Annotated in this window: 17 protein-coding genes and 1 pseudogene; 15 read left to right on the top strand and 3 right to left on the bottom strand. The window is 51.6% G+C overall.

Annotated features, from left to right (window positions below):
• Nucleotides 1-226: 226 nt before the first annotated feature.
• The 7 genes and pseudogenes from CF651_RS33480 to CF651_RS33330 form a co-directional block, all read left to right on the top strand.
• Nucleotides 227-460: pseudogene (locus CF651_RS33480) on the top strand (IS110 family transposase); the annotation flags it as partial.
• Nucleotides 461-901: 441 nt separating this feature from the next.
• Nucleotides 902-1,654: an SDR family NAD(P)-dependent oxidoreductase gene (locus tag CF651_RS29790; RefSeq protein ID WP_094018506.1), complete on the top strand. Its 753-nt coding sequence runs from the start codon at nucleotides 902-904 to the stop codon at nucleotides 1,652-1,654.
• A gap of 143 nt (nucleotides 1,655-1,797) precedes the next feature.
• Entirely contained in the window at nucleotides 1,798-2,385 is a 588-nt protein-coding gene (locus tag CF651_RS29795) for a TetR/AcrR family transcriptional regulator (protein WP_094018507.1), read from the top strand.
• Nucleotides 2,386-3,385: 1,000 nt separating this feature from the next.
• Nucleotides 3,386-3,808 (top strand): MarR family winged helix-turn-helix transcriptional regulator, encoded by a 423-nt coding sequence (locus CF651_RS29805; RefSeq protein ID WP_094018509.1) that lies wholly within the window; start codon nucleotides 3,386-3,388, stop codon nucleotides 3,806-3,808.
• Between the two features lie 89 nt (nucleotides 3,809-3,897).
• A complete protein-coding gene (locus CF651_RS29810; RefSeq protein WP_218827890.1) occupies nucleotides 3,898-4,689 on the top strand; it encodes an SDR family NAD(P)-dependent oxidoreductase in 792 nt (263 codons plus the stop codon).
• Nucleotides 4,690-5,084: 395 nt separating this feature from the next.
• Nucleotides 5,085-5,594, top strand: a complete 510-nt coding sequence (locus tag CF651_RS33325) for a class I SAM-dependent methyltransferase (RefSeq protein WP_342746635.1) — start codon at nucleotides 5,085-5,087, stop codon at nucleotides 5,592-5,594.
• A 19-nt stretch (nucleotides 5,595-5,613) separates the two neighbouring features.
• On the top strand, nucleotides 5,614-5,892 hold the full coding sequence (locus CF651_RS33330) for a hypothetical protein (protein ID WP_342746636.1): 279 nt from the start codon (nucleotides 5,614-5,616) through the stop codon (nucleotides 5,890-5,892).
• Between the two features lie 232 nt (nucleotides 5,893-6,124).
• Here the strand turns inward: CF651_RS33330 and CF651_RS29820 are convergent, their stop codons facing one another.
• Together CF651_RS29820 and CF651_RS29825 are read right to left on the bottom strand one after the other, a co-directional pair.
• The gene (locus tag CF651_RS29820) at nucleotides 6,125-8,143 is read right to left on the bottom strand and encodes a methyl-accepting chemotaxis protein (RefSeq protein WP_094018511.1); all 2,019 of its coding nucleotides are present in this window, start codon (nucleotides 8,141-8,143) and stop codon (nucleotides 6,125-6,127) included.
• Nucleotides 8,144-8,416: 273 nt separating this feature from the next.
• On the bottom strand, nucleotides 8,417-10,459 hold the full coding sequence (locus tag CF651_RS29825; RefSeq protein ID WP_179233064.1) for a LuxR C-terminal-related transcriptional regulator: 2,043 nt from the start codon (nucleotides 10,457-10,459) through the stop codon (nucleotides 8,417-8,419).
• 171 nt (nucleotides 10,460-10,630) lie between these two features.
• On the opposite strand from CF651_RS29825, the gene CF651_RS29830 reads away from it, so the two are divergent.
• From CF651_RS29830 to CF651_RS29855, 6 genes are all read left to right on the top strand, one after another.
• A complete protein-coding gene (locus CF651_RS29830) occupies nucleotides 10,631-11,107 on the top strand; it encodes a hypothetical protein (protein WP_094018513.1) in 477 nt (158 codons plus the stop codon).
• Nucleotides 11,104-12,288, top strand: coding sequence for a helix-turn-helix domain-containing protein (locus CF651_RS29835; protein WP_094018514.1), 1,185 nt, complete (start codon nucleotides 11,104-11,106; stop codon nucleotides 12,286-12,288). The genes CF651_RS29830 and CF651_RS29835 overlap by 4 nt, the downstream gene beginning before the upstream one ends.
• A gap of 239 nt (nucleotides 12,289-12,527) precedes the next feature.
• Nucleotides 12,528-12,983 carry a DUF2269 family protein gene (locus CF651_RS29840; RefSeq protein ID WP_094018515.1) on the top strand — a complete coding sequence of 152 codons (456 nt, stop codon included), beginning with the start codon at nucleotides 12,528-12,530 and terminating at the stop codon, nucleotides 12,981-12,983.
• A gap of 16 nt (nucleotides 12,984-12,999) precedes the next feature.
• Nucleotides 13,000-13,830 carry an arylamine N-acetyltransferase gene (locus tag CF651_RS29845; RefSeq protein ID WP_094018516.1) on the top strand — a complete coding sequence of 277 codons (831 nt, stop codon included), beginning with the start codon at nucleotides 13,000-13,002 and terminating at the stop codon, nucleotides 13,828-13,830.
• Nucleotides 13,831-13,899: 69 nt separating this feature from the next.
• Nucleotides 13,900-15,294: a copper amine oxidase N-terminal domain-containing protein gene (locus CF651_RS29850; RefSeq protein WP_245856211.1), complete on the top strand. Its 1,395-nt coding sequence runs from the start codon at nucleotides 13,900-13,902 to the stop codon at nucleotides 15,292-15,294.
• A 58-nt stretch (nucleotides 15,295-15,352) separates the two neighbouring features.
• Nucleotides 15,353-15,730 carry a nuclear transport factor 2 family protein gene (locus tag CF651_RS29855; RefSeq protein WP_179233065.1) on the top strand — a complete coding sequence of 126 codons (378 nt, stop codon included), beginning with the start codon at nucleotides 15,353-15,355 and terminating at the stop codon, nucleotides 15,728-15,730.
• Nucleotides 15,731-15,990: 260 nt separating this feature from the next.
• On the opposite strand, the gene CF651_RS29860 is transcribed toward CF651_RS29855, so the two are convergent.
• Nucleotides 15,991-20,454 carry an AAA family ATPase gene (locus CF651_RS29860; protein WP_094018519.1) on the bottom strand — a complete coding sequence of 1,488 codons (4,464 nt, stop codon included), beginning with the start codon at nucleotides 20,452-20,454 and terminating at the stop codon, nucleotides 15,991-15,993.
• A gap of 175 nt (nucleotides 20,455-20,629) precedes the next feature.
• On the opposite strand from CF651_RS29860, the gene CF651_RS29865 reads away from it, so the two are divergent.
• Nucleotides 20,630-20,809, top strand: coding sequence for a hypothetical protein (locus CF651_RS29865; RefSeq protein WP_094018520.1), 180 nt, complete (start codon nucleotides 20,630-20,632; stop codon nucleotides 20,807-20,809).
• Between the two features lie 35 nt (nucleotides 20,810-20,844).
• Nucleotides 20,845-22,889, top strand: a 2,045-nt coding sequence (locus CF651_RS29870; protein ID WP_218827891.1) for an Ig-like domain-containing protein, incomplete at its 3' end; no start/stop codon positions are given.

Raw genomic sequence — 22,889 nt, forward strand, 5'->3', positions numbered from 1 at the left:
CAAAAGATTTGACAGACCCTTGGCACCGACTGTCGTAGAACTCATTGCCATACTCAAAATAACCGTGGATAACAGCCACTTATTCCATTCCTGATTCATAATATCTCCTCCATAACTTAGAACTGCAGCATCGTTTTGACAAGTTTCTTCCATTTCCCTTTTTAATTTTTCTCTCTTTATATTTAAAAATTCTATCAAATCCTTCTCACAAAAAAATCACAAGAACTTATCCAGCCAGTATCACCGAATTGCCGCACGCCGGCGAGCCAATCGGGCGACGGTTGCAGTAGCACACAGTATATTGTCTATGGCTTACTATATGATTAAGCGGAAACAACCCTACATCGAGCTCGGTCCAACCTACTACGAGGAACGAAAACGGGATGTGATTATCAAGCATTTCATTAAGAAACTGGAGTCATTAGGTGTACCCATTACTGTGAATACGTCAGCTTCCTGATTGTTTATTCAAACAATACATTGTAGATACCCCTGGCCATTTTTTGTTTGCCGGAGGGTCACTTTCTTGCTGTCATTTTTAGGTGTTCTACAGAGCGATATTTTCAGGATAGACCGTGACAATAAAGTTGTAGATTGGTCACAGCCGTTAAGCTAACGGCAGGATAGCGTAGCAATGAGATTTGAATATGAGAAAAGTTCAGAAAAAAATATTCTGTAGCATCAATGGATTTACCGAGTATCAGCAAGTGTGGGGCCTAATCGTATCAGGCACCTACGGAATTAAGTATTGACATCCCGTAAGACCATAAGATATATTGAATTCAACAATTATGAAACGATCGGTTCAAAAATAGGCGTGTCAAAATGGATTTTAATGACCGCGTCATGTCATATTTTGAACCGATCGTTTCATAAATTAAAAATGAGAGGAGCTTTTTACATGCAGACATCAACAAAACCCTTAACAGGAAAAATTGCATTGGTTACCGGAGGAGCCCGCAGTATCGGTGCAGCAATTGTAAAGAGGCTAGCAAGTGAAGGTGTTTCCGTCGTATTCACTTATGTCCGTTCGCAAAACAAGGCAGATGAGTTAGTGCAGGAAATTGAGCGAGAAGGAGGCAGAGCTAAGGCGATTCGTGCGGATAGCGCAGATATCGAGGCATTGAAGGCTGCGGTTGATGAGACGATACAAGTATTTGGTGGGATTGATATTCTTGTTAATAATGCCGGCTTCTCAAATATGAAGAATTATACTGAGTTCACAATGGAAGAATTCGATCAGATAGTGGCGGTAAATTTCAAGGCTGTATTTGCAGGCATTCAAGCAGCAGCTCCACGAATGAAAGAGGGCGGCCGCATAATCAATATCGGAAGTATTGCTGCTGTCAGTAATCCGTTTCCTGCTAACAGTCTGTATGTTGCGACGAAGGCGGCAGTAGCCGGATTGACGAGAGCTCTTGCACACGACCTGGCACCACAAGGTGTGACAATCAACAACATACAGCCGGGTATGATTGATACCGATATGAATCCGGAAACCGCTGAACATGCCTCATTGATGCAGAGCATGATTCCTTTGAAACGCTACGGTACAGCATCTGAGGTCGCAAGTTTGGTTGCTTATATCGCCTCGCCTGAGTCCAGTTATATTACCGGAGCAAGCCTCAATGTTGATGGTGGGACAAACATCTGATTACCCCCTGTATTTTAATGATTCATATGGAAAAGAGGAGCCCACGGCTCCTCTTTTGCAATAAGGTCTTAATGGGAACGAGACGATTTACAGCACGTGTAGTACAATATAAAGTATTATCTTTAAAAAAAGGGGGAGTGCTTATGGGACCTGGACGTCCTCGCGCTTTTTCGGTTGAAAAGGCTCTTGAGTCTGCTATGGAGGTCTTTTGGCAAAAGGGATACGAAGGGGCTTCGTTAACTGATCTCACCGAGGCCATGAATATAAATCGCTCCAGCTTTTACTCGACTTTTGTCAACAAAGAGCAGTTGTTCAATAAGGTGCTTGAACTGTACTTAGAGAAGGGACCACCCCATGCTCTAGTAGCTGCATTGGACGAACGAACGGCAAATGAAGTCATCCAAAAGTTTCTTCAGGCGTCTGCGGAAGCTGCGACCCGTCCCGGATATCCTCCCGGCTGTCTAACCGTCATGGGAGCTATCACATGCAGTGATGAATCATCTGCCGTTAAGCATACCTTGACTGAGTGGCGTATTCAGATTGAACATGCGCTAAAGCTCCGGTTGGAGAGTGCCAAGAAAAAGGGGGATTTGTCTGCACACCAAGATCCTACTGCACTGGCTCGATATATTGCCACCATTTCGTCAGGCATGTCGATTCAAGCCGTCAACGGTGCAAGCCGTAAAGAACTTGAAGAGGTTATAGAAATTACGATGAGCGCTTTGCTCTAATACAACATTGCAAGGGCTTCTTCCCCTGCGGAGGAATCTGGAGCATTAGGGTTCGAATTAATCAAGAAGCGTTGTCTGAGATGAATTCTGCTGGCGGTGATTGATATCCGTCCAATGGGTCAGGAGTTGGCACTGGTTCTCTGGAGCAATTTAACCGTTGGTATGTCTTTTGAAGTAGCCAGACCTTTCGGAGGTACTTTCATAGAAGGCCAAGATCGTTCAACTCCCTTAGCACGCATTCTCCACGCCGCCCCCGGAGGTTTTCACTCCCATGTCTCAACGGGTCGAGCCCTCTCATTTCTTCGTTACACCTATCGAAGGGGTGGAGGCCGGTCTTGCTAACGGTCGGGTCAGAGCCCTTTTGTTGAATACATCCGGTACTCCGTGCTTTCTTTAAAATCCTGCGAATTAGCCACTCCCGGTACTAAGAAATCGTTTACTTGTAATGCAGGATTTTGAAGTAGCAGCGTATTATTTGGAATATACCCCTGACCACTGCGTGCCATCCCGACCAAGATTCTTGCCAGCTTGCCGCATAATTTCATGATCGATTTCATTTAAAGGCAGGAGAATGAAGGTTTCATCCCAAATCATTTCTCAGAGGCTTTTACCCAGGCTATTCCTGCCCCTTTAGCTCGATCCTTTTCCTGCCCTTTGATACGACTTTCAATTGCCCAAATTCTCGGCCAATTGAAGGGGAAGAGCGAGAAAAACCAGTCGGGACAAGAGGTGAGTGGGTTGGGGTAGATTGGAAATCGGGACGCTTGCTGACAGACTACTATCAGCAAAAGTGGTCTATAATTGTGGAATAAGCTCAGATTAATGGCGAGGATAAAATAATAAACATAACAGATACATTGGCTTTTAAAATTACCGAGAAACTCCGCTTTTTTACTCTCAAATACGTTTCAATTGGCTTTCCCAACTTGACATCCGGCTTTTACACAGGCTATACTATTTATAGATAGCCGGCAAAGTAAAAGGATGAGGAACACTACTTATGAACTCGTTTAAAGATGATGTATCTTACGCTCTCATTCAATTGATCAAAGAGCACCGCAGGCAGTCTGATGAAGCGCTCAAGCAATTAGGTCTGCATGCAGCGCAAGAGTTTGTGCTTTTTTTGCTCTGGGAAGAAGATGGCCTGTCTCAATCCCAACTCGCGGCTCGCCTCAAGCTTGAGCTTCCGACTATCACCAAATCGGTGCAGCGAATGGAACGTATCGGCTTAGTAAGGCGCCATGCTGACGAGCAGGACACACGCATTTCACGTGTCTATCTTACCGCAGCAGGCCGCGAACTCTTTGAGCCAGCCATGCAAGTATGGAAAAATCTCGATGCTCGCATCTGTCTCAATATGTCTGAACTTGAGCAGGCGTTGTTTCGTCGTTTGCTTCAACAAGGTCTGGCGAACCTTTCCTAAAGGGAGAGATTCGCTTTATGGGAAGTAATACTTTGCCGGCTAACTAAAAAAGAACAGGACGGATGTGTATGAAAATGGAGGTACCATCGATGAAAGATCGTATTGCCTTAGTGACAGGAGGAAGTCGTGGCATTGGTGCAGCAACAGCGATTCAATTTGGACAGCACGGTGCCCGTGTGGCCGTCAACTACTACCGTAATAAAACAGCTGCTCAAGAAGTAGTGGAAATAATTGAGAGGGCCGGGGGGGAGGCTTTTGCCGTTCAAGCGGACGTCACGAAGCAGGAGGAAGTTGAACAAATGGTCTCGCTTGTCCGCGAGACTCTCGGGCCTATTGATACACTGGTTCTCAATGCTCCGGCGTCAAGCAGCTCCTCATCCGAGATTCCTGCCCACGAACAGCTTCAATCGATCCTTGCTCCTTTCTCAACAAGCCATTGGGGGATTCTGGAGTCATTCGTTCAAGGGCAATTACAAGCTGCATACTATCCGACTCAGGCGGTTCTTCCGGATATGGTGAGGCAACAACGAGGAAGTATCATTTTCATCAGTGCTACCCATGCCCGCCGACCTAACGAGGGAGGAATAGCCATGGCCGTTGCCGTAGCCAAAGCCGGTGTGGAGTCGATGATGCAGCATATGGCACTGGAGTTGGGTCCCGCCGGTATTAGGGTCAACACGGTGGGTGGAGGAATGATTCTTACCGATTTAAACGCTGGAGCGCCACAGGAGATAAAAAACCAGATAGCTCAAACGACTCCTTTACGGAGAAATGGCCGACCTGAAGATATGGCTTCTGCCGTTACCTACCTAGCCTCCAATCAAGCCTCATTTGTAACTGGAGCCTATCTCACTGTGGATGGCGGTAACTTTATCATCTAAGGGACGTGAGTGGAGCGCTGATTAGTGGATAAGCATCGATTGCTCAGAACGAGAAACGATAGTGAAAAACATCATGATGAAGCTGCCACGATGAACGGCAGCTTCTTTGTGCTATTTGCAGGATAATGGAGGGAACATTGCGGTTTTCCCCTTTATTAGGTATTTGTTGATGGGTTGTGGCGAAAATGACGCAATTAAAGGTTAGAAGGGCACAAATCAACGACGTAATGAGCCTATCTAATATAGAATCGGAGCGGAAGCATAAAATCTATTGCGCCCGTGGTTGTGTAATGTTCAGGATAATTACATATTGACCATAAAATGGAACCTGGTACAATTACATATGACGTATTAGTAGTATATTACGAACTAAAGATGAACTATAGGGGAGGAGTATGATGGTAGATTCAGTCGTAAAGAGCAACATATTATTAAATTCAAGAAAAAACACTCTTGATCATCAAGGGGTTTTAGAACAAAATAAAGAGTTCTGGGATCAGACTGCTGACAAATGGTTTGGTATCACTGCACTCCCGCAACTCGGATGCAAGATCCCAACCGAAGAAGATTTACATTTGTTTGGTGATGTGTCCGGTAAAAAAGTGCTTGATATTGGTTGTGGAAGCGGGCACTCTCTTAAATATCTTGCTGACCGCAAGGCATCCGAGCTTTGGGGACTGGATATGTCGACACAGCAAATTGAAGCTACAGCCCGGTATTTACAAGATTGCGGCTATGAAGCGAATTTATTCAATAGCCCCATGGAGGAAGATCCAGGTTTACCGTCAGGTTATTTTGATATTGTTTATTCCATCTATGCTATCGGCTGGACGGTCGATTTACAGAAAACTTTTAATCTCATCGCATCCTATTTAAAAAAAGATGGCATTTTTATATTTAGCTGACCACCCTGTGATGAGATGTATGGAGATTGAAGAGAATAAGCTTGTAGTGAAAAGCTCTTATTACGATGAACATCTTGTTACATTTGAAAAATATGGCTTTGATGCTACATTCAGCAAAAGGAAAATTTCAACGTACATTAACGCTTTATCTAAAGCTGGTTTTTTTATTGAGGAAATGATAGAAGAGACGGATAAAGAAACCCTTGAGAGTGTGAGTACAGCTGAACAGAAATATCATTCCGCTTTCAATGCGAAAATGTTTCCCCTGTCCTTCGTTTTTAAAGCAAGAAAGCTTTAGCTGGTAATTGAAGGATTTAATTTATATAGGAGCTTCTCTGAGGATGAAAAGTTTATGATTAACACCTTGAACAGTTAATTGGATTCAATGCTTCGATAAGAAAAAAAAGGCCTTCGCTTCGGTTCCAGAGGAACTGAAATGCGAGGGCCTTTCCCATTATTCCCCTTTCGGGCGGACCTCCTGATCAAGGGAGTGAACCCTATGGACAGGAGGCATGCAAATGTAATGTATGCTATAGCTTAAACTGTTCGATTTGGGTACGCAGCTTCTTGGCCATATTAGCCAGCTCCGCAGAGGATGATGCAACCTCTTCCATGGAAGCCATCTGCTCCTCGGCCGCCGCAGAAACATTTTGCGATTCTGCTGCCGCTTCGTTGGCTGATTCGGAAATGAGCCGAATCGAGCTGACCAGGGTGCTCGTGCCGGACACGATCTCATCGGCCGCATCGGATACGCCATGAATGCTTTGAGCAACCTGCTGGATCGAGGAGCGAATCCGGGCAAAGAGCTCGCCTGCGGTTTCCCCTGCCTGCTGCCCTTCGGAGGCCTGAATTACGGTCACCTCGGATGCTCGTAGGGTCCGCTCGGTCTCGAACTGGATGCTCTCAATGAAGCCGGCGATTTTTTCGGCCGATTCCATCGACTGTCCTGCCAGCTTGCGGATTTCCTCCGCGACCACAGCAAAGCCACGGCCTGCCTCGCCTGAACGTGAGGCTTCAATGGATGCATTCAGGGACAAAATATTTGTCTGTCTAGCAATGCCGCCAATGACATCCACAATGTTGCCGATTTGCTCCGACAGCTTGCTGAGTGTGCCAATGGTGGAGGACAGCTCGCCGATACCTTTCCCCATCTCGGACATTTTTCCAGCCAGCTGCTCCATGGATGCGGCGCCTTGGTCGGATAGCCCGGAGGCTTCGGCGGCCAGGCTTGCTACCGTAGCGGTATGTCCTGCGACATCGTCAATCTGGGCTGCGATACTCTCGGACGCCAGACTGCCCTCTTGAATGTTGTACATCTGACGCTCGGAGCTCTCAGCCATAACCTGAATCGCTTCCGATATCGATTGTGCCGCCTGTGCGCCCTGCTCTGCACCGGAGGCCAGCTGATCTGCGGATTCGGCTACCTGCTCGGACAGGTCCTTAGCCTCCAGCATAAGCCGCTGCATTTGCTCTCCTGCTACATTAAAGGCCAGCAGCGCCTGGCTGATATCGTTGTTTCCTTTGGCCGGAATCCGGTGGGTCAGGTCGCCCTTCGCCAGCAGATCTATGCCGTTAGTGAGCTTCCGGATCGGATATACGATACGAAGAGCGATCAAAATATTGATCATCAGAGCGATGATCACCATGCCTCCGCCCACCTTCAAAATCAGGTGCAAAAGTGAATTGATCGGCCTCATGATTTCCTCTTCCGAAGAAAATACCGTAATCACCCAGCTTGCTTCCGTTACCCCCATGTAGCCTATTTTTTTGTTCCCATTTTCTACATAGGTAAACATATGATTGGTGCCATTGGCAACATCGGCTAGAGCCTGATTCAATTCCGGACTCCCTAAGTCGGAAAGCTTCTTTTTCAAAACATACGACGTATCCGGATAAGAGAGGAAGGTTCCGTCACGCATGCTCATAAAAGCGGCACCGGTGTCACCGAAATGAACGGAGTCGACCTTCTGCGCCATCTGTTCAATGGAGTAAGAAGCGGCGTAAAATCCGTAGGGCTTGCCCTCCTTCATGAGGGGGATAGCAATAACAACCACCATCATGTTGTTTAATTTCGAGATTAACGGGTCGGAGATGGTAACGCTCCCTTCCCGTACTTTCTTGATGTAGTCGCGATCAGCTACATTGACCGGGCTTCCATTGCTGCTGAATGCAGTGGCCCCAACCAAATCCGGGGAGTACACGATGTTATCATACTCGGGATGCGCTTTTTGAAATTTTGTCAAAAGCTCGAGATGCTTCGGTTTATCCGTTCCCAGCTCGGAGCCTTGTTCTGCGATGACCTTCAGCATGGCTTGCTTTTCCTTCAAGTTGGCGTCCACTTCGTTGGCGAGCAAGACGGCTGTCTGCTTCAGGCCGGCTTCGCTCAGTTTCTGTACCTCCTGGGAAGAAGGAACATAGAACATATACGAGATGACTGCTACACAAAGGGTAATAATGAAAAGTGTAGATAGAACAATGCGGCCTGCCGTTTGGCGAACCGATCCAAGAATAAATAAGGTTTCTAGAAAACGATTTCGTGTGTTACCCATACCCAATCTCCTCTACTCAGACGTTAAGCTATACTTATTATCGGTTTCGAGGTAGTTCCTTTTTACTAATTTTCTGAAAAAATAAGCAACTGGATTCGCTGTACGGAACTGCAAGTATTTTCCTTGAAAATGCTTGAATTTATGGTTTTTTTTGATTAGCGGAGAGGCGGGGCGGTTGGATGTGGAATAGGAATAAAGTACTATGTCGATGTCGCTGCGTGTTGTTGGTGCATATTCACATGGTATAAAAAGAGGAAGGGCAGGCGTGTTGTTTTATGCCTGCCCGATGATTCTTCGGATCAGCTGTACCCGGTTTTTGACACCGGCTTTTCCAAGAATGCCGGACATGTGCTTCTTCACGGTCATTTCACTGACCTGCAGCCGGTGGGCGATCTCCGGGTTTGAATGTCCTTCAACCACCAGCTCGGCCACTTGCTGCTCACGGGCGGTCAAATTCCACGAAGTCCAACGGGATTCTTGCCCCGACTTAGGGGAAGATGCTTCCTCCGAAGGCGACCAGTTCATGCCGGATTGGCTCAGCAGGCGGACAAGGAAGTCCCTCAAGCCGTCTTCACGCGTATCGATGATGAAATACGGCGTCGGGGTTGTCCCGTCGTAGTGACAGTGGCTTGCCCCCGGAACCTGTTCAAAGCCTAGGCTCAGAAATACCTGCTTCACCGCTTCAACCGGTTGGGGGGAGATGACCAAGATGCCTCTTGAGCACATGTAGGCGTTGGTCAGCTTCATCCCCTCCGCAATGTAAGTCGGGTCCGTCGGGTCGCCATAGTCCAGGGAGCGAATAAACCACCCCGCCGGGCGATCAGGCGGTGTCTCCAGCGCTTTACGGTCCGAGGGGGCCAAATTCGCAAGGAAAGGGCCGAAGACAGGATCATGCGATAACCGGGGGATAGTGCCTGAGTGAAGAGGGACGAGCACGGCTATCGCTACAGCCTGCCCTTCCTCCGAGCGGAGAAGCTGCACGCTCCGGGAATCCATTTTATAAAAAGCGGCGAGATCGATATCTTGGATCATATACGTCGATTCCTGCGCACTTAAATCGATCTGAATCTCCAAACCGGATTCCGGGTCGATTTTCTTCAAGGAGGTGCTCTTTCTGGTACGCAGCCGGTCCCTCACATAGGCTTCGGCGTCCATTATAGTGGAGTCGGTCAGCGGCTCCCAATAATATTTCTCGCGAGCAGCCATATGTTTCATCGCCCGCAGGGAATAGTCCTCGACATAATAAAAAAGCTCCACGACCTCCCAGGAGACATCGGCCTTCCGTGACTTGTGGAGAATGGCCTCCGCGTAGTAAAAGGCGCACCGTTCCATCAAGCTGCGGTAAAGCTTGGGCATCCGCTCCCTCAAAAGGCCGCAGGTTGCTTCCCGCATCACATCGTGCATTTTCCAGCCTCGCTCGGATGGCTGAACGAACGATAACGCAGTCAAGCTCTCGAACAGAGAAGCGTTAATGTCCTCCTCCAGGAGATACGAGAGCATTTCCTGATTGAATTGCCTCAGTACGGAGGCAGCCTCCACGATCCTGCGCAAATCCTTGTGCGGCACCTCCTTAAGCCATAAGGCGGCGATATCGTCAAACCAGTTCATCCCGTCCTCACGAAGGGTCTGGTCCGGGGCCCACTGCGTGGCGACGGTCAAGGATAGAGCCAGCGGATGGCCCATGGAATGGTGCCACATTCGTACCATTCGTTCCTCTTCGGTTACCCCGCAGCGGCGCAAATAATCGAATGCTGCCTCCCGATTCAAGTGTTCGACCGGCATGCGGACAATCCGTTCTCTCCATACAGGCGAGTGGAGCCAGGGGCCTTTCAAAGGCTGACGTCCTGCAATCAGGACAAGCATTTGCTCGGGGAGCCATTTGAAAAACCGATCCCTAAGCCAGGCTTCCAAACCGCTCATTTCTTCAAAAGTATCCAAGGCGAGTATGACCTTCCGGTCCCGGGCGAGCTCTTGAATCTCGTCCAGCACGATCTCCAGCAGACTCTGGGGATCGCTTTCCGGAGGCACGCCTTTCATCTGCATATAGAGAGCTTTCAATAAATCATGTCCGGTATGGCTGAAATCCCTGCTATCCAACAGCAGATAACAAGCGCCCTGCTGATGGGCCAGCAGGCGGTAGACCTGCAGGAGGGTGCTTTTGCCAACGCCTCCCGTGCCATAAAGATTCCAGATGCCGCCGCCGCTCATCCGGTTATCCAAAAAGCGGGAAAACAAAGCGATTTCCTGCTGGCGACCGACGACAAACTGACATTCCCGAACATCGAAAGCACTGATTTTCCCAAGCAACGGCTTCACCTTCTAATAAGGAATCCTACCTACTATTCCACTTTAGTATACCACCGCCTACCACCTCCGTGTAGTTCACATCGGTTGAAGGTCATGTTATCTTTGAAGAAACAGCCGATCCAACGGGAACTGGATGGTTTTCCATTTTATTGCAATTGAAGTATTTTTGGAGGAATGTTCATGCAACCTTATCCGGATGAGCTATTGCATTTTTTACAGCGATCCGTACCGATTTTTATCCATTTGGCTGCCGCGAGGCCGGGCCAGATTCCTTTTAGCTGCAGGGGCTACGGCTTTCGGATGGAATCGGAACGGGACGTATGCTGGATATATATTTTACGGAGCCAGTGGCTTCGAATGAATGGAGCGATGGGGGCACGGGGGGAGCTGGCAGCACTTCTGACCTCCGGCATCGACAATGAATCTTACCAGCTGAAGGGAGAATTGACGGAATACCGGACGATGACAAAGGAAGATAGGGAAGCGTTGGAGCATCAACGCAGGATGACTTCCATCCATACCCCTAACCTGGTGCCGCTGCTGAATGTGTCCCATGCCGATTGCCTTGCTGTCGGGTTCAGATTAAGAGCCGTTTATGTACAGACCCCCGGACCAGGTGCAGGTTCCCTTATGGCAGAGAGGAGGCTTTCCGATTGATTCCTTCCCAATTGCTTCCTGTCTTTGAATGGGGGCCGCCGTCGTGCATCATTACAAGCTCCAAGGATGGAGTCCCGAATATCGCCAACCTGACGAGAATTTGGTATGTGGATGGAGAACATGTGGCCATTGCCAACCAATTTTTGAATAAAACGTACAGCAATCTGATGGAGCAGCCGCTAGCCTTCATGAAAATTGCCAATCCGAGCGATCTGTTCCATTGGGAAATCGGAGTTCGATATATCCGGGCGGAGACGGACGGGGCGCTTTTTGAAAGCTTGCTGCAGGATATTCAAATGATATCCTGGATGGCGGAGGCAGCTGTGCCCGCGGAGCTAAGATCCGTTATGATTTTCAAAGTCTTGTCCCTCCGCAAAGGCGTTGAGGAATCGCTTCATCTGACGCCTTCACCGGAAACATACGGGGAGCTGCTGAATGCACTCGCCGATTCCTTGGGCTGCAGCCGGCTGTCCTATTGGGTACCTGTGGAGGGGACGGCGGATGTGAAGCTGCTGGCCTCCAGAGGCGTTACCGGAGCGGGCGTCCAAGCGGATGCCTTCGATTCGATGAAACGGTTGGCGTTATTGGTTGTCGGCAAGCGCCAGGTCATTCGGCTTGGGAATATCCAATCCCAGGTGAGATATATTCATTCGATTCGCTCCAAGCCGTTGGGGCAGGATCAGCCGGAGGTGCCGAATACACTGCCGGCGGGTCCGAGTAGTTACTTGGCCGTGCCGATCTTGTCCTTTGACACATTGATCGGGATGATCTGCTGCGAAGCATCGGGGGGGCAAGCAGAGGCTTTCGACCGCCTAGAGGACGGCTTCCTGCTGATGCTCTCCTCCAAGCTGGGGGAAACGCTTGCGGCAAGTGCATCCGTCGCTGAGCAAGATTACGGTCCCTTGTTCAGGCAAACGATTGAGCGTGTCCGGCTGGAGTGGACTAAAGCGTCGGAGCCGTTTCACACGGAGCTAAGCGCCAGAGAACGGCAGGTCGCGATTCATGTCGCCCAAGGCCATACGAATGCGCAAATCGCTAAAATCTTGTTTGTGAGTCCACGGACCGTAACGACCCATGTGGAGCGCATCTTCCAAAAGCTGCAGGTGTCCTCTAGAGCTGTGCTGACGCGTTATGTCATGGAAAAGGGGCTCCTGACCGATCATCCTGATTCCGACCATTAGCCGGGATACCGGTAAACAAGAGCTTGATATAAGGGGTGACTGTTGGCGTGAATGCCAATCGTCACCTCTTTCTTTTGTACCTGGGCGGCCTTGCTGGCTGCCGTGCCCCGTCTATGTCCGGCGGGAAGAGCCGGAAAAGTTGTTTGGGCGTGCGTGAAATACGTAATTCTGCCGATACAACGATCGCTGCATCACGGCTATGATGGGAAAGACAAATATGTTAAGAAAGTGGTGTTGTTATGCAATGGTTAGTTGTCATTCATGTTTTGGCCGCGATTCTGGGACTGGGGCCGGCGTATGCGTTCCCTTTCCTGCTGCGCAAAGCCTCCTCCATTCAGGAGATGGAACGGAACCTGAGCCAGGTGGCCCACCTGGAAATGTTCCCCAAGATTTTCGGGACGCTGGCGGTTTTATCCGGGCTGGCGCTCTTTTTTATCGGCTCATATGGCTCGTTCGGACAGATTTGGATTATGGGCACATTGATCGTGTACGCCATCATTGAGGTGCTGATTATCGGATTCCTGAATCCGGAAGCCAAGAAGCTGCAGTCTGCTTTATCCTCGCAGGAAACGAAGGAAAAGCAGGAGCACGCGGCCTCTCTTGAGCCTATGTATGCCCGGGTCAGAAATTTGCATGCTTGGGCCGGGGTACTGGGCCTCCTTATTTTTATTCTGATGATCGTGAAGCCTCACTGAGAAGGAGGAACCGGGCATGATGAACGAAAAGTCGCAAACACGTTATTTGTCGCTTCTGCAAATGGAGCGCAGGGCTCCCTCGTTAGATTATTTACGGGTGCTGACGAAGCATCATCTGCATCGCTTCCCATTTGAGAATATAAGCAAAATTTATTATTACGCCAGCCAAGCATCAACGGGGCAGCCGTGGCTCCCGGCGATCGATACCTTTTTGGATCACTTCGAGCGTCACGGGCTTGGCGGCAACTGTTACATTCTGAATGTCCATTTCGGGCAGCTGCTCGACTCCCTCGGGTTTCAAACGGAGCTTGTGCGGGCGACGGGAGGCAACGTTCATCTGGCCAACCGGGTTACGGTGGAGGGGCGCTCCTATTATGTAGACGTAGGCTATGGAGCACCGCTGTTCGAGCCGCTGTCCTTGGAGGAGCAGCCGCGGTTCTCGCGTTGCGGAGAAGAAGTAGAGATCATGAAGCTGAAGACGAACCGCTATATGATCGATCGGCGGGCGAACGGACAAAGCCTGGTTACCAAATATATCGAGTGGTGCCCGGTAAGCCTCGAAAGCTTCGAGGAGGCCATTACGCATTCCTTGAGGGACGAGGATGACAACCCGTTCATGAGAAAAATCATCGCCACCTTGTATAAGCAAGAGGTCGCCTATTCCGTCATTAATCAAAAGCTGCTGATCCGAACGGACGATCGAACGGAGGTGCATGAATATACCGAGAAGCGGCAATGGATGCACATGATGCGGATCACCTTCGGCTTCACGGAAGAGATGCTGCTGCAGGCTCTTGAATTCGTGGAGAGCAGGGCTGGGGCTTCACCGCTTTTTGTGCATAGATAAGAAAAGATAAGCTTCCCAACCTTCGTCTACCTTGACAAATACAATAGAGCTATAGGAGTGGATGTTCGAATGGTACTCAAAAAAATGATGTGGACTATAACCGCTGCCTCCATGCTGGCAGGGATACCGGTAGGGGGCGCGGCCTTCGCTGCAGACTCGGTCGTCTCTTCGGGCGTGCAGGTGAAGGGATTTCAATTTCTGGATAAGGAATTCGACCGCATTTCGTTGGATTCCGCTTCAAAGCCCGACGGCACACGGGACGGTCACCTGAGCCTGCTGCTGGATGCCGGGGAAGGAGTGGAAATCAAATCTATCACGATGAAAACCGCCGATGCGGAAGGAAAGGACACCAGCCATGGCATCTGGAAAACGTGGAGATCGGAGGCCGGAGATATCGGCAATTTGCTGGCGGTGGTGCAGGACGGCAAATATGTGAATGCCTCGTTTCAGAAGTCCCTCGGCACCTTCAAGGGGATGATCCAGCTGGAGCTGTACGCCTCGGACAACAATGGCATGAAGCCGGGGGATTATTACTATCTGGTCATTGAAACCGGCTCAGGCACGGTCAAGACGCCGATCACCCCTTTTGCCGAAAATGCGACCTCGTATGCACCGGTAGCCATCCGGGAGTTCAGCTGGAAGGACCTTACGTCGGACCGGACGGGAGTCGCCGCATTTGGTGAGGACGGCAGAACGGACGGACATTTCAGGCTTAAGCTGAGCTTTGCGCAAAAAACGGAGGTGCTCGCCGTCATCCTGCACGGAACTGATAAGGACGGGAATCCAGGTCCGGGGATCTGGCGGACGAACCGGGCAGGGACCGGATGGCTGCTCGGCATCATGCAGGGGGAAACAGTCATTACCCCCGAATTTAAAAAGGATGTGAAGGAGCCGGTCGGTTCCTTCAGGGGAAGCACGGTCTTCGATCTTTATGCGAACAATAACGGTTCGATCAAAGAGGGTGAATATTACACGGTTGAAATCGAAACTACCTACGGTACGGTCATTTCAAAACCGGTAAAATTCGGCGACCCGAACGGGAACTATATCAACAACGCTCCGTTGGGCTTTCGGAGTATTGGCTTGAAGCTGGGCTCAACGGAGGCCGTTGTGGACGAGAAGGAAGACACGCTGGAAGAAGCGCCATTCACGCTGGAGGGCCGGACGATGGTTCCGATTCGTTTCATCGGTGAGGCGCTCGGGGCGAAGGTGGACTGGAACGGTCAGGACAGACGGGTCACGCTGACCAAGAACGATATCCAAATCGAGCTTGTGATCGATCAGAAGGAAGCCCGCATCAACGGGAAAACGGTGATGCTGGATGCGCCGGCCACCATTCGGGGGGATATCACGTTCGTCCCCGTACGCTTCGTCAGTGAGTCCATGAAGATGAAGGTTTTTTATGACGATGGGGAAATTATGATTACCGATGCCAAAGAGGCGGCACCGACGACGAACCCTTAAGCGTGTAAAGGAATCCGGTGTTCTTATTCGTACGAAGGAAGTTATAGGAGGTCAAGTGATGAACCCATCTATTGAAGCCGCATTGTTAGCTTTGAAGGAAAAAGCATTGGAGGCCACCCGACAGGGGGATTCCGAGTTCTACCGTCACTACTTGGCTGAAGGCGCCATTGCCGTAGGCCCCTTCGGTATTCTCGACAAGGAGGGTATTGTCGCGCAGATGGCATCCGGCAGCACCCGTTTTCGCAGCTCGAAAATCGAGGATACCCGCGTGATGGCTCTGAGTTCGCAGAGCGGGCTTGTGACCTATAAGGCGACGTTTGAGACCTCAAACGAGGGAGGGGCAAAAGTCTCCTCGATGTTTGTAACGACCGTGTATGCCCAAATCGACGGTGTATGGCAAGGGGTATTTTATCAGCAAACGCCATTGCAAAAGTAGCTTCACTTATATGCTTATGCATCGTTAGGCAAGGAGCGGGGGATTCCAGCAGAACGGCGGCAGCCTAGACTTTATTATTCAGTCTGAGGCGGCCGCCGTTTTAATTATGACACAATTATCGCCGTGCATTGGAGCTTGTTTCAAGCAAATGGACGGTGCTTGTTTTCTATAGCTGGAACAGGAGAAGAGGCGCTGCAGCGACCTGAAAAGGAAGGTGGAGGGCATCACCAAAAGGGGGTTAACCCAGGCGCTGCGCCTTATCACCCGTTCTCTTCGAGCAGCCTTAGCTCCTTGGCTTGCGCTATAGCCTTGGTACGCCGATTGACCTTCAATTTGGCAAAAATATTTTTGACATGCACCTTCACCGTGCTGACGGCAATGACCAGATGATCGGCGATTTCCTTATTCGATAAGCCGGCGGCCAGCAGGGCAAGCACCTCCAGCTCGCGATCCGTGAGCGGCTCTTCCATGACGCCGGGTGCCGGACGCGGGTCTTCCTCCAGGCCGGAGCCGGATAAGGACTGCTCGGGAAAGCCTTGCAGCACACACATCAGTACCCCATGCGAGGCCATGGCCTGAAGAACAGTGAGGCGGTCGGTAGTGAACACGCCGCTGGCCAGCTTGTTTTCCAGGTAAAGGACGCCCAGCATCGTGCCGTGAACGGCTATAGGAATGCATAAGGCCGATTGGGGCCGGTGCTTCGCAAAGTACGGGTTATGGATCAGCCAGCTTTCCTCGTCCCCGCTATAAACAACCTCCTCCTGTGTATGAAACACATAACGGATGATGCCCTCAGGCAGCAGAGCACTGTCTATCAGTTCCATTGGGGAGGTTTGCGCTTGTGCTTCGGCATCGGCGTAGACTTGAATATACAGCATATCCTGACGGCCTGTCAGCAGGGCGCCCTTCGTGGCAGCGGCATATTTCATGATGGTACTCAGGATATCTGCAAGGATAGCATCCACGTTCGTGGGATTCGTGATGGCTTGAGCTGTTCTGAGAATGACCGCCAGATCGACGCTATCGATGGAGGAGGAGCCGTTTCGGTCGGAGGCAGCGGTTAGTGCGGCTTCATGTTCTCCGGCACCCGGGGCCGCCGGTTTCGGCATCGGTTCCTTCACCGGCAGATCGGCACCCTCGTGCTGCTGCCAATCCTGCATTCTCCGCTCCAATTCGGTTATCTTGATCCGGACCTCCCACTGCTTGTAGCCCTCGAGCGCCAGCTGCAAATAAAATAAAGCTGTTTTTTTCTTGCCGCTTCTCCAGTAGTGCAAGGCTGCCAGCTCCCCTGCGAGACTTGTTACCTGCACATCGCCTTGTTCTCTGGCTTCACGGAGAGCTTTGTCATATCCTTCTTCGGCCGATGCAGGCTTGCCGGAGACACGCGCCAGCTCCGCTTCCAGCAGATACTGTCTGGACTTATAATTCAAGGGACTCCACCGGGTCCATTGTTGGTTGAAGCGCCGGATATTCCGATGTATTTGCCTCTTTTTGGGGTCCTTGCAGCCTGCCGGTGCAGAAACAGCTGCTAGCGAGAGTGATTCATAAAACAGGCATTCCGGCAAATGGGGCAAATGCGTAGCATACGCCTCATAGGACATCGCCTGCCTGGCCCAGCCTAAGGCTTCCTCGTAGCTGCCTAACAAATAACAAAGCTGCGTTTTGTAGGTGTCGTATTGAAACAGCGTCGTTGCCGAGGTTTCCTCCTGACGGATTCGGTTCAGAAATTCATTTTCGTCAAACCCGTTACTCTCGAACGAGTCCGGCGCCGCCGTCCTGCCCTGCAGCGCGAGGGTCACCTGCTGATACAGGCGGAAATTCTGCTTTACGAATTCATCCTTTGTCGTATCCAGTATGACCATATAGTCCGATATCGTCCTCGACAATTCACTTAACGACGCCCGAGTATACAAGGAGTTTATGTGCGCCCCCATAGCATAGCTGGCAAATATATAATCCCCGGAGTCCATCCCATAGCGAAGGGCTTGAGACAAATAGGCATCACCCTCTCGTGCATCTCCGGCAAATTGGCAAAGCACCCCGCCAAAGATGGTATAGGTTCTGCTTTTCATGGAAGCGATAGCGTAGCGTTCGGATAGCTCCATCCCTACCTTGCCTATGGCGTACCCTTTATCGGGCTTGCCCAGCGCGATGGCCAGGAGCATCCCGTATGCCGAATAAACAGCGGCGGATGCTGGGGTGTTCCCATGGGCAAGCGACAATTGAATGGCCCTGCACATCAGCAGAAAATAGACGTCTTTATTCGTGAAAAAGGTGGAGGGGGTTATCGCAAAAATAAGATTCATCGCGGCAATCCGCTCCACATCCGACATTTCCTCCAAGCGGGCGAGCTGATCATACTGCTTGCGCAGCAGCAGCTCGATCCGCAGCCCCTCCAGGATGAGTGTAAATCGTCCCGGATCAGGTGAAATATTAATTTGAAGCTCCTTCAGGCTTTCGAGGCCCAGAGCCGTGCCTTCCAAATATTTGCCCTGATTGATGAACTGCATAATTCGGATCATCTGCACCCGGCTGAGTTGTACCGGATTGCGTGCAAGACCGAGCAAATAGGCGATTTCCCCTTCGGACTCGTTCGAATGGCCGCATAAATATTCACATTCCGCTTTTTGTGCGTGCATTTCGAAGCAAAGCTCGAATTCCCGGTCCCAATCTAGTGCTGTCAGCAGCTCCACACCTTTTTTGAAATACCCTAAAGCGACGTCATATGCGGAGGATGACTTGGCACGCTGCCCTGCATCCAAATTCAGCTTCGCAAGGTGCAGTTGCTCCTCCTCATCCGTTATCGTTTGCGAGCCCCGGTTCAGATGGTTAACCATATCAAATAACAGCTCGCTTTGCCCCTCAGCTTCCTTCCCCATGCATCGACCGATTCGCTTATGGATGGCTTGCTTCACCGGATCGTCAATTCGGCTGTAGATCAGCTTTTGAATGCTGTCGTGGGCGAACCGGAAGGCCTCTCCTTCAACAGGCAGAATCCACCCTTCAGCTTCTATGGCGGTCCAGGCTGCGTGAAGCGCCTCCTTCTCCCGATGTACAACACCGGCGATCCAGTGCGGGTTAAAGGTGCTGCCCATACAAGCCGCGATTTGAAGAAGCTCTTGAGCGTCGGAGGGGAGGCGGTCCAGCCGGTGCTCCATCAGATCATGAATGGCATAGCTGGGCTCTTGCCCGATAATTTGTCCCAAATTCCACTGCCAGCATCGTTTCTCCAGGTTGTACTCCAAGCTTTTATCGTCCTGCAGCCGGAGCAAAATTTGTTTAAAATGAAACGGATTGCCGCCTGATGCATGATACAGGAGCTCCGTCAATGATAGCGTTGCGTCGGCCGGACTGTGCAGCGTCCCCATAACGATGCGGTTCATTTGCTCCGGGGTGAGGGGGGACAGATGAATATGGCGAACCATCGCCTGATCCGCGATACTCCCATCGGGCTCGTACCCCGGCAGGCGGCTTCGGTCCGTCTCGTTCGGGCGATAAGCGCAGACGATCATCAAATATTGACACTCCGGATCACACAGCAGCGCACGAAGAAGCTCAAGGGACGAAGTATCCGCCCACTGGAGGTCATCGATAAACAGCACCAGGGGATGTTCCTTGGAGGCCAAGGCTTGGACAAATTTGCGAAACACATAAAGAAACCGTTTCTTCGCTTCGTTGGCCGGCAGCTCCTCAGCAGGCGGAACGGTACCCACGATTCGCTCCGCCTCGGGAATGATCGCTGTAATAATGTTGGCGTTGGCACCCAACGCTTCACGCAGCTGATGCTTCCACCGCTCGGTCCGGTCCTTGCGCTGCCCCAGTAAATGCCGCATAAGTCCGCGAAACGCCTGAATGATCGGATGATACGGGCTCTCCTTTGAAATCTGCTCGAACTTTCCTGTGATATAAAAGAAATCCCGCGTGTGCTGCTGCTTGCGGAACATTTCATCGAGCAGGCTTGTTTTTCCGATCCCGGCCTCGCCGGAAACATACACCATTTCGTTTGATCCGAAGCAAACGGAATAAAATGTCTGGGTGAGCACCGATATTTCCTGCTCTCTGCCATGAAATTCCGGCTCGAACGAGAACGGATCGCGTGCATGCCCGATTTTATCCAAATCGGCCAGTAAGAATCCGGCATGCGGGTACCGGTTATCCGGATTTTTCTCCAGCAGCTTCCGAATGATGGCTTCCAGACCGTCGCTTTGAGCATCCGGGAGGGGAGGGGGGCTTTGCGCCAGATGCCTATATACCCATTCGAGCGGATTATCCGCAAGATAAGGCAGGCGGCCTGAGAGCATTTCGTAAAAAATGATGCCCAAGGAATACAGGTCACTCCGCTCATCTACCGTTCGCTGCATTCTGCCCGTATTTTCGGGCGAACAGTAAGGCAGTTCCGCTTCGGACATGCCGAGACCGGGGGATCTTGTATAGCCATTCTCGGAACGATGCACTGCATAGCCTGAATCCATCAGGCCAGCTTGTTGTTCATCGGGATGAACGAGGATCCGCTCCGGCCGCAGATCGAGATGAAGCGTCTGTCTCTGATGCAGCTCCCAAAGAGAGGACGTCAGCGACCGGGCAACCGGGAGAAACAGCTCCTGACGGATCGCACCGTATTTATTCATCCATTCCCGGAGTGTCATCTCTGTAACAGGCTGCCGTTGCGCAGGAGCGTCATTAAATTCGAGTTCGGAATGGTCTGGTTGGCCGTTCACTCTCATGAGTACAACACCTCTAATAGTAGTTAACCCTTATTGTAATGGAAGAACGGGTCTTATAACAGAGCAAAGAGGAAGATACTCCTTTAGAGGTATAGAGAATTGGAGACGGTTATTTTATTCTAATAGATAACTTATTAGCTGTATTAAAGATATATATAGAATTGGAGGGGGCTTAATGTACAGTGCGTTCATTGCTTTTATCAGTATTCTTTTACTCGGTGCGGTCATCTACGCCAAAATCTGGTGGGATGGAACGGGAGTAGGTCTGACGTTCACCAAATGGTTTTTTGGCATTTTTGGTATAGCTGGATTGGTTGCTGCCGGTATTACGTATTTCATGGGGTTAACATTTTAAAGTGTTAAAGCTTGAGACGGGGGATAAGAATGAGAATGGGGAAACGAAACAGACAGTGGGTGACGCTGCTGCTCCTTAGTACAATGCTGCTGGGGTTGTTCCCTGCCGGCCTTGCTCAGGCCGCAGCTTCGCCCGTATTGGACCAGGAACAGGCGGATGGGTATGGGAACGTTTGGGTAAATGCTGAAACTCCGCGGTATCAGACATTTACTCCGGCTATCGCAGGAAATCTTGACAGTATTGCTCTTCGTATTTACGATACCTTCGGATCGCCAGGCTTAATCTATGTAAGTTTGTATAAGGAAAGCGATCTTGGGACGAAGCTGGGAGAAGCGCAGGTCGGAGGTGTACCAGGATGGGTAACGGTCGATTTCTCGGCCGCGGCTCTCTATTTAAATAGAAACACGATGTATCGGATGATTGTCTCTACGCAAAACGGGGGCTCCTCAGGCATAGGATGGTATCTCTCGACTGCTGAATTGTACTCAAGAGGATATTCTAGTGCGATTGGCCGAGATTTTGGCTTCAGAACCTATATGGTTCCAGATTACTCCATTTCGCCGCTTGAAAGTGAAATTGGCAGCGCTCAATCCAGTCTTACGGCTGATGGGACGAGCACGACGGCGGTGACCGTCAAGCTGAAGGATGCCCAAGGCACGGCAATAACGTCCGGGGGTTCTTCGGTGGAGATCACAACGACGAAAGGTACCGTTGGTTTGGTGACGGACAACGGGGATGGCACCTATACGGCGATGCTTACGGCCCCAACGACTGTCGGGACGGCGACGATTAGCGCCAGTGTGGGAGGCAGTGCGCTGGCAACGACGGCCAGCGTGCAGTTCGTGCCCGGCGCAGCGTCGGCGTTGACGAGCACGGTAGAGGCGGCCAGCGCAACGTTGACCGCGAATGGGACAAGCACGACGCCGGTAACCGTCAAGCTGAAGGATGCGCAGGGCAACGCGCTGACGTCCGGCGGGTCGTCGGTAGGGATCACGACGACGAAAGGCACCGTTGGTCTGGTGACGGACAACGGGAATGGCACCTACACGGCGACGCTTACGGCCCCGACGGCTGTCGGGACGGCGACGATTGGCGCCAGTGTGGGAGGCAACACGCTGCCATCGACAGCCAGCGTGCAGTTCGTGCCCGGCGCAGCGTCGGCGGCGACAAGCACGGTGGAGACGGCCAGCGCGACGTTGACCGCGAATGGGACAAGCACGACGGCGGTAACCGTCAAGCTGAAGGACGCACAGGGCAACGCATTGACGTCGGGGGGATCGTCGGTGGCGATCACGACGACGAAAGGCACCGTTGGTCCGGTGACGGACAGCGGGAATGGCACCTACACGGCGACGCTCACAGCCCCGACGACAGTCGGGACGGCGACGGTTAGCGCCAGTGTAGGCGGTAGTACGCTGGCATCGACAGCCAGCGTACAGTTGGTGCCCGGCGCAGCGACGGCGGCGGCGAGCACGGTCGAGACGGCCAGCGCGACGCTGACCGCAGACGGCGTCAGCACGACGGCGGTGACCGTCAGGCTGAAGGATGCGCAGGGCAACGCTCTGACGTCCGGCGGGTCGTCGGTGGGGATCACGACGACGAAAGGGACCGTTGGCCTGGTGACGGACAACGGGGATGGCACCTACACGGCGACGCTCACGGCCCCGACGACTGTCGGGACCGCTGTGGTCAGCGCCAGTGTGGGAGGCAGCGCGCTGGCCACGACAGCCAGCGTGCAGTTCGTGCCCGGCGCAGCCTCGGCGGCGGCGAGCACGGTCGAGACGGCCAGCGCGACGCTGACCGCAGACGGCGTCAGCACGACGGAGGTGACCGTCAAGCTGAAGGATGCGCAGGGCAACGCGCTGACGTCCGGCGGGTCGTCGGTAGGGATCACGACGACGAAAGGGACCGTTGGCCTGGTGACGGACAACGGGAATGGCACGTACACGGCGACGCTCACGGCCCCGACGGCTGTCGGGACCGCTGTGGTCAGCGCCAGTGTGGGCGGCAATACGCTGGCATCGACAGCCAGCGTGCAGTTCGTGCCCGGCGCAGCCTCGCGCGGGGCCAGCACGGCCGA

This window comes from Paenibacillus rigui, assembly GCF_002234615.1.
Taxonomy (GTDB): Bacteria; Bacillota; Bacilli; order Paenibacillales; family NBRC-103111; genus Paenibacillus_S; species Paenibacillus_S rigui.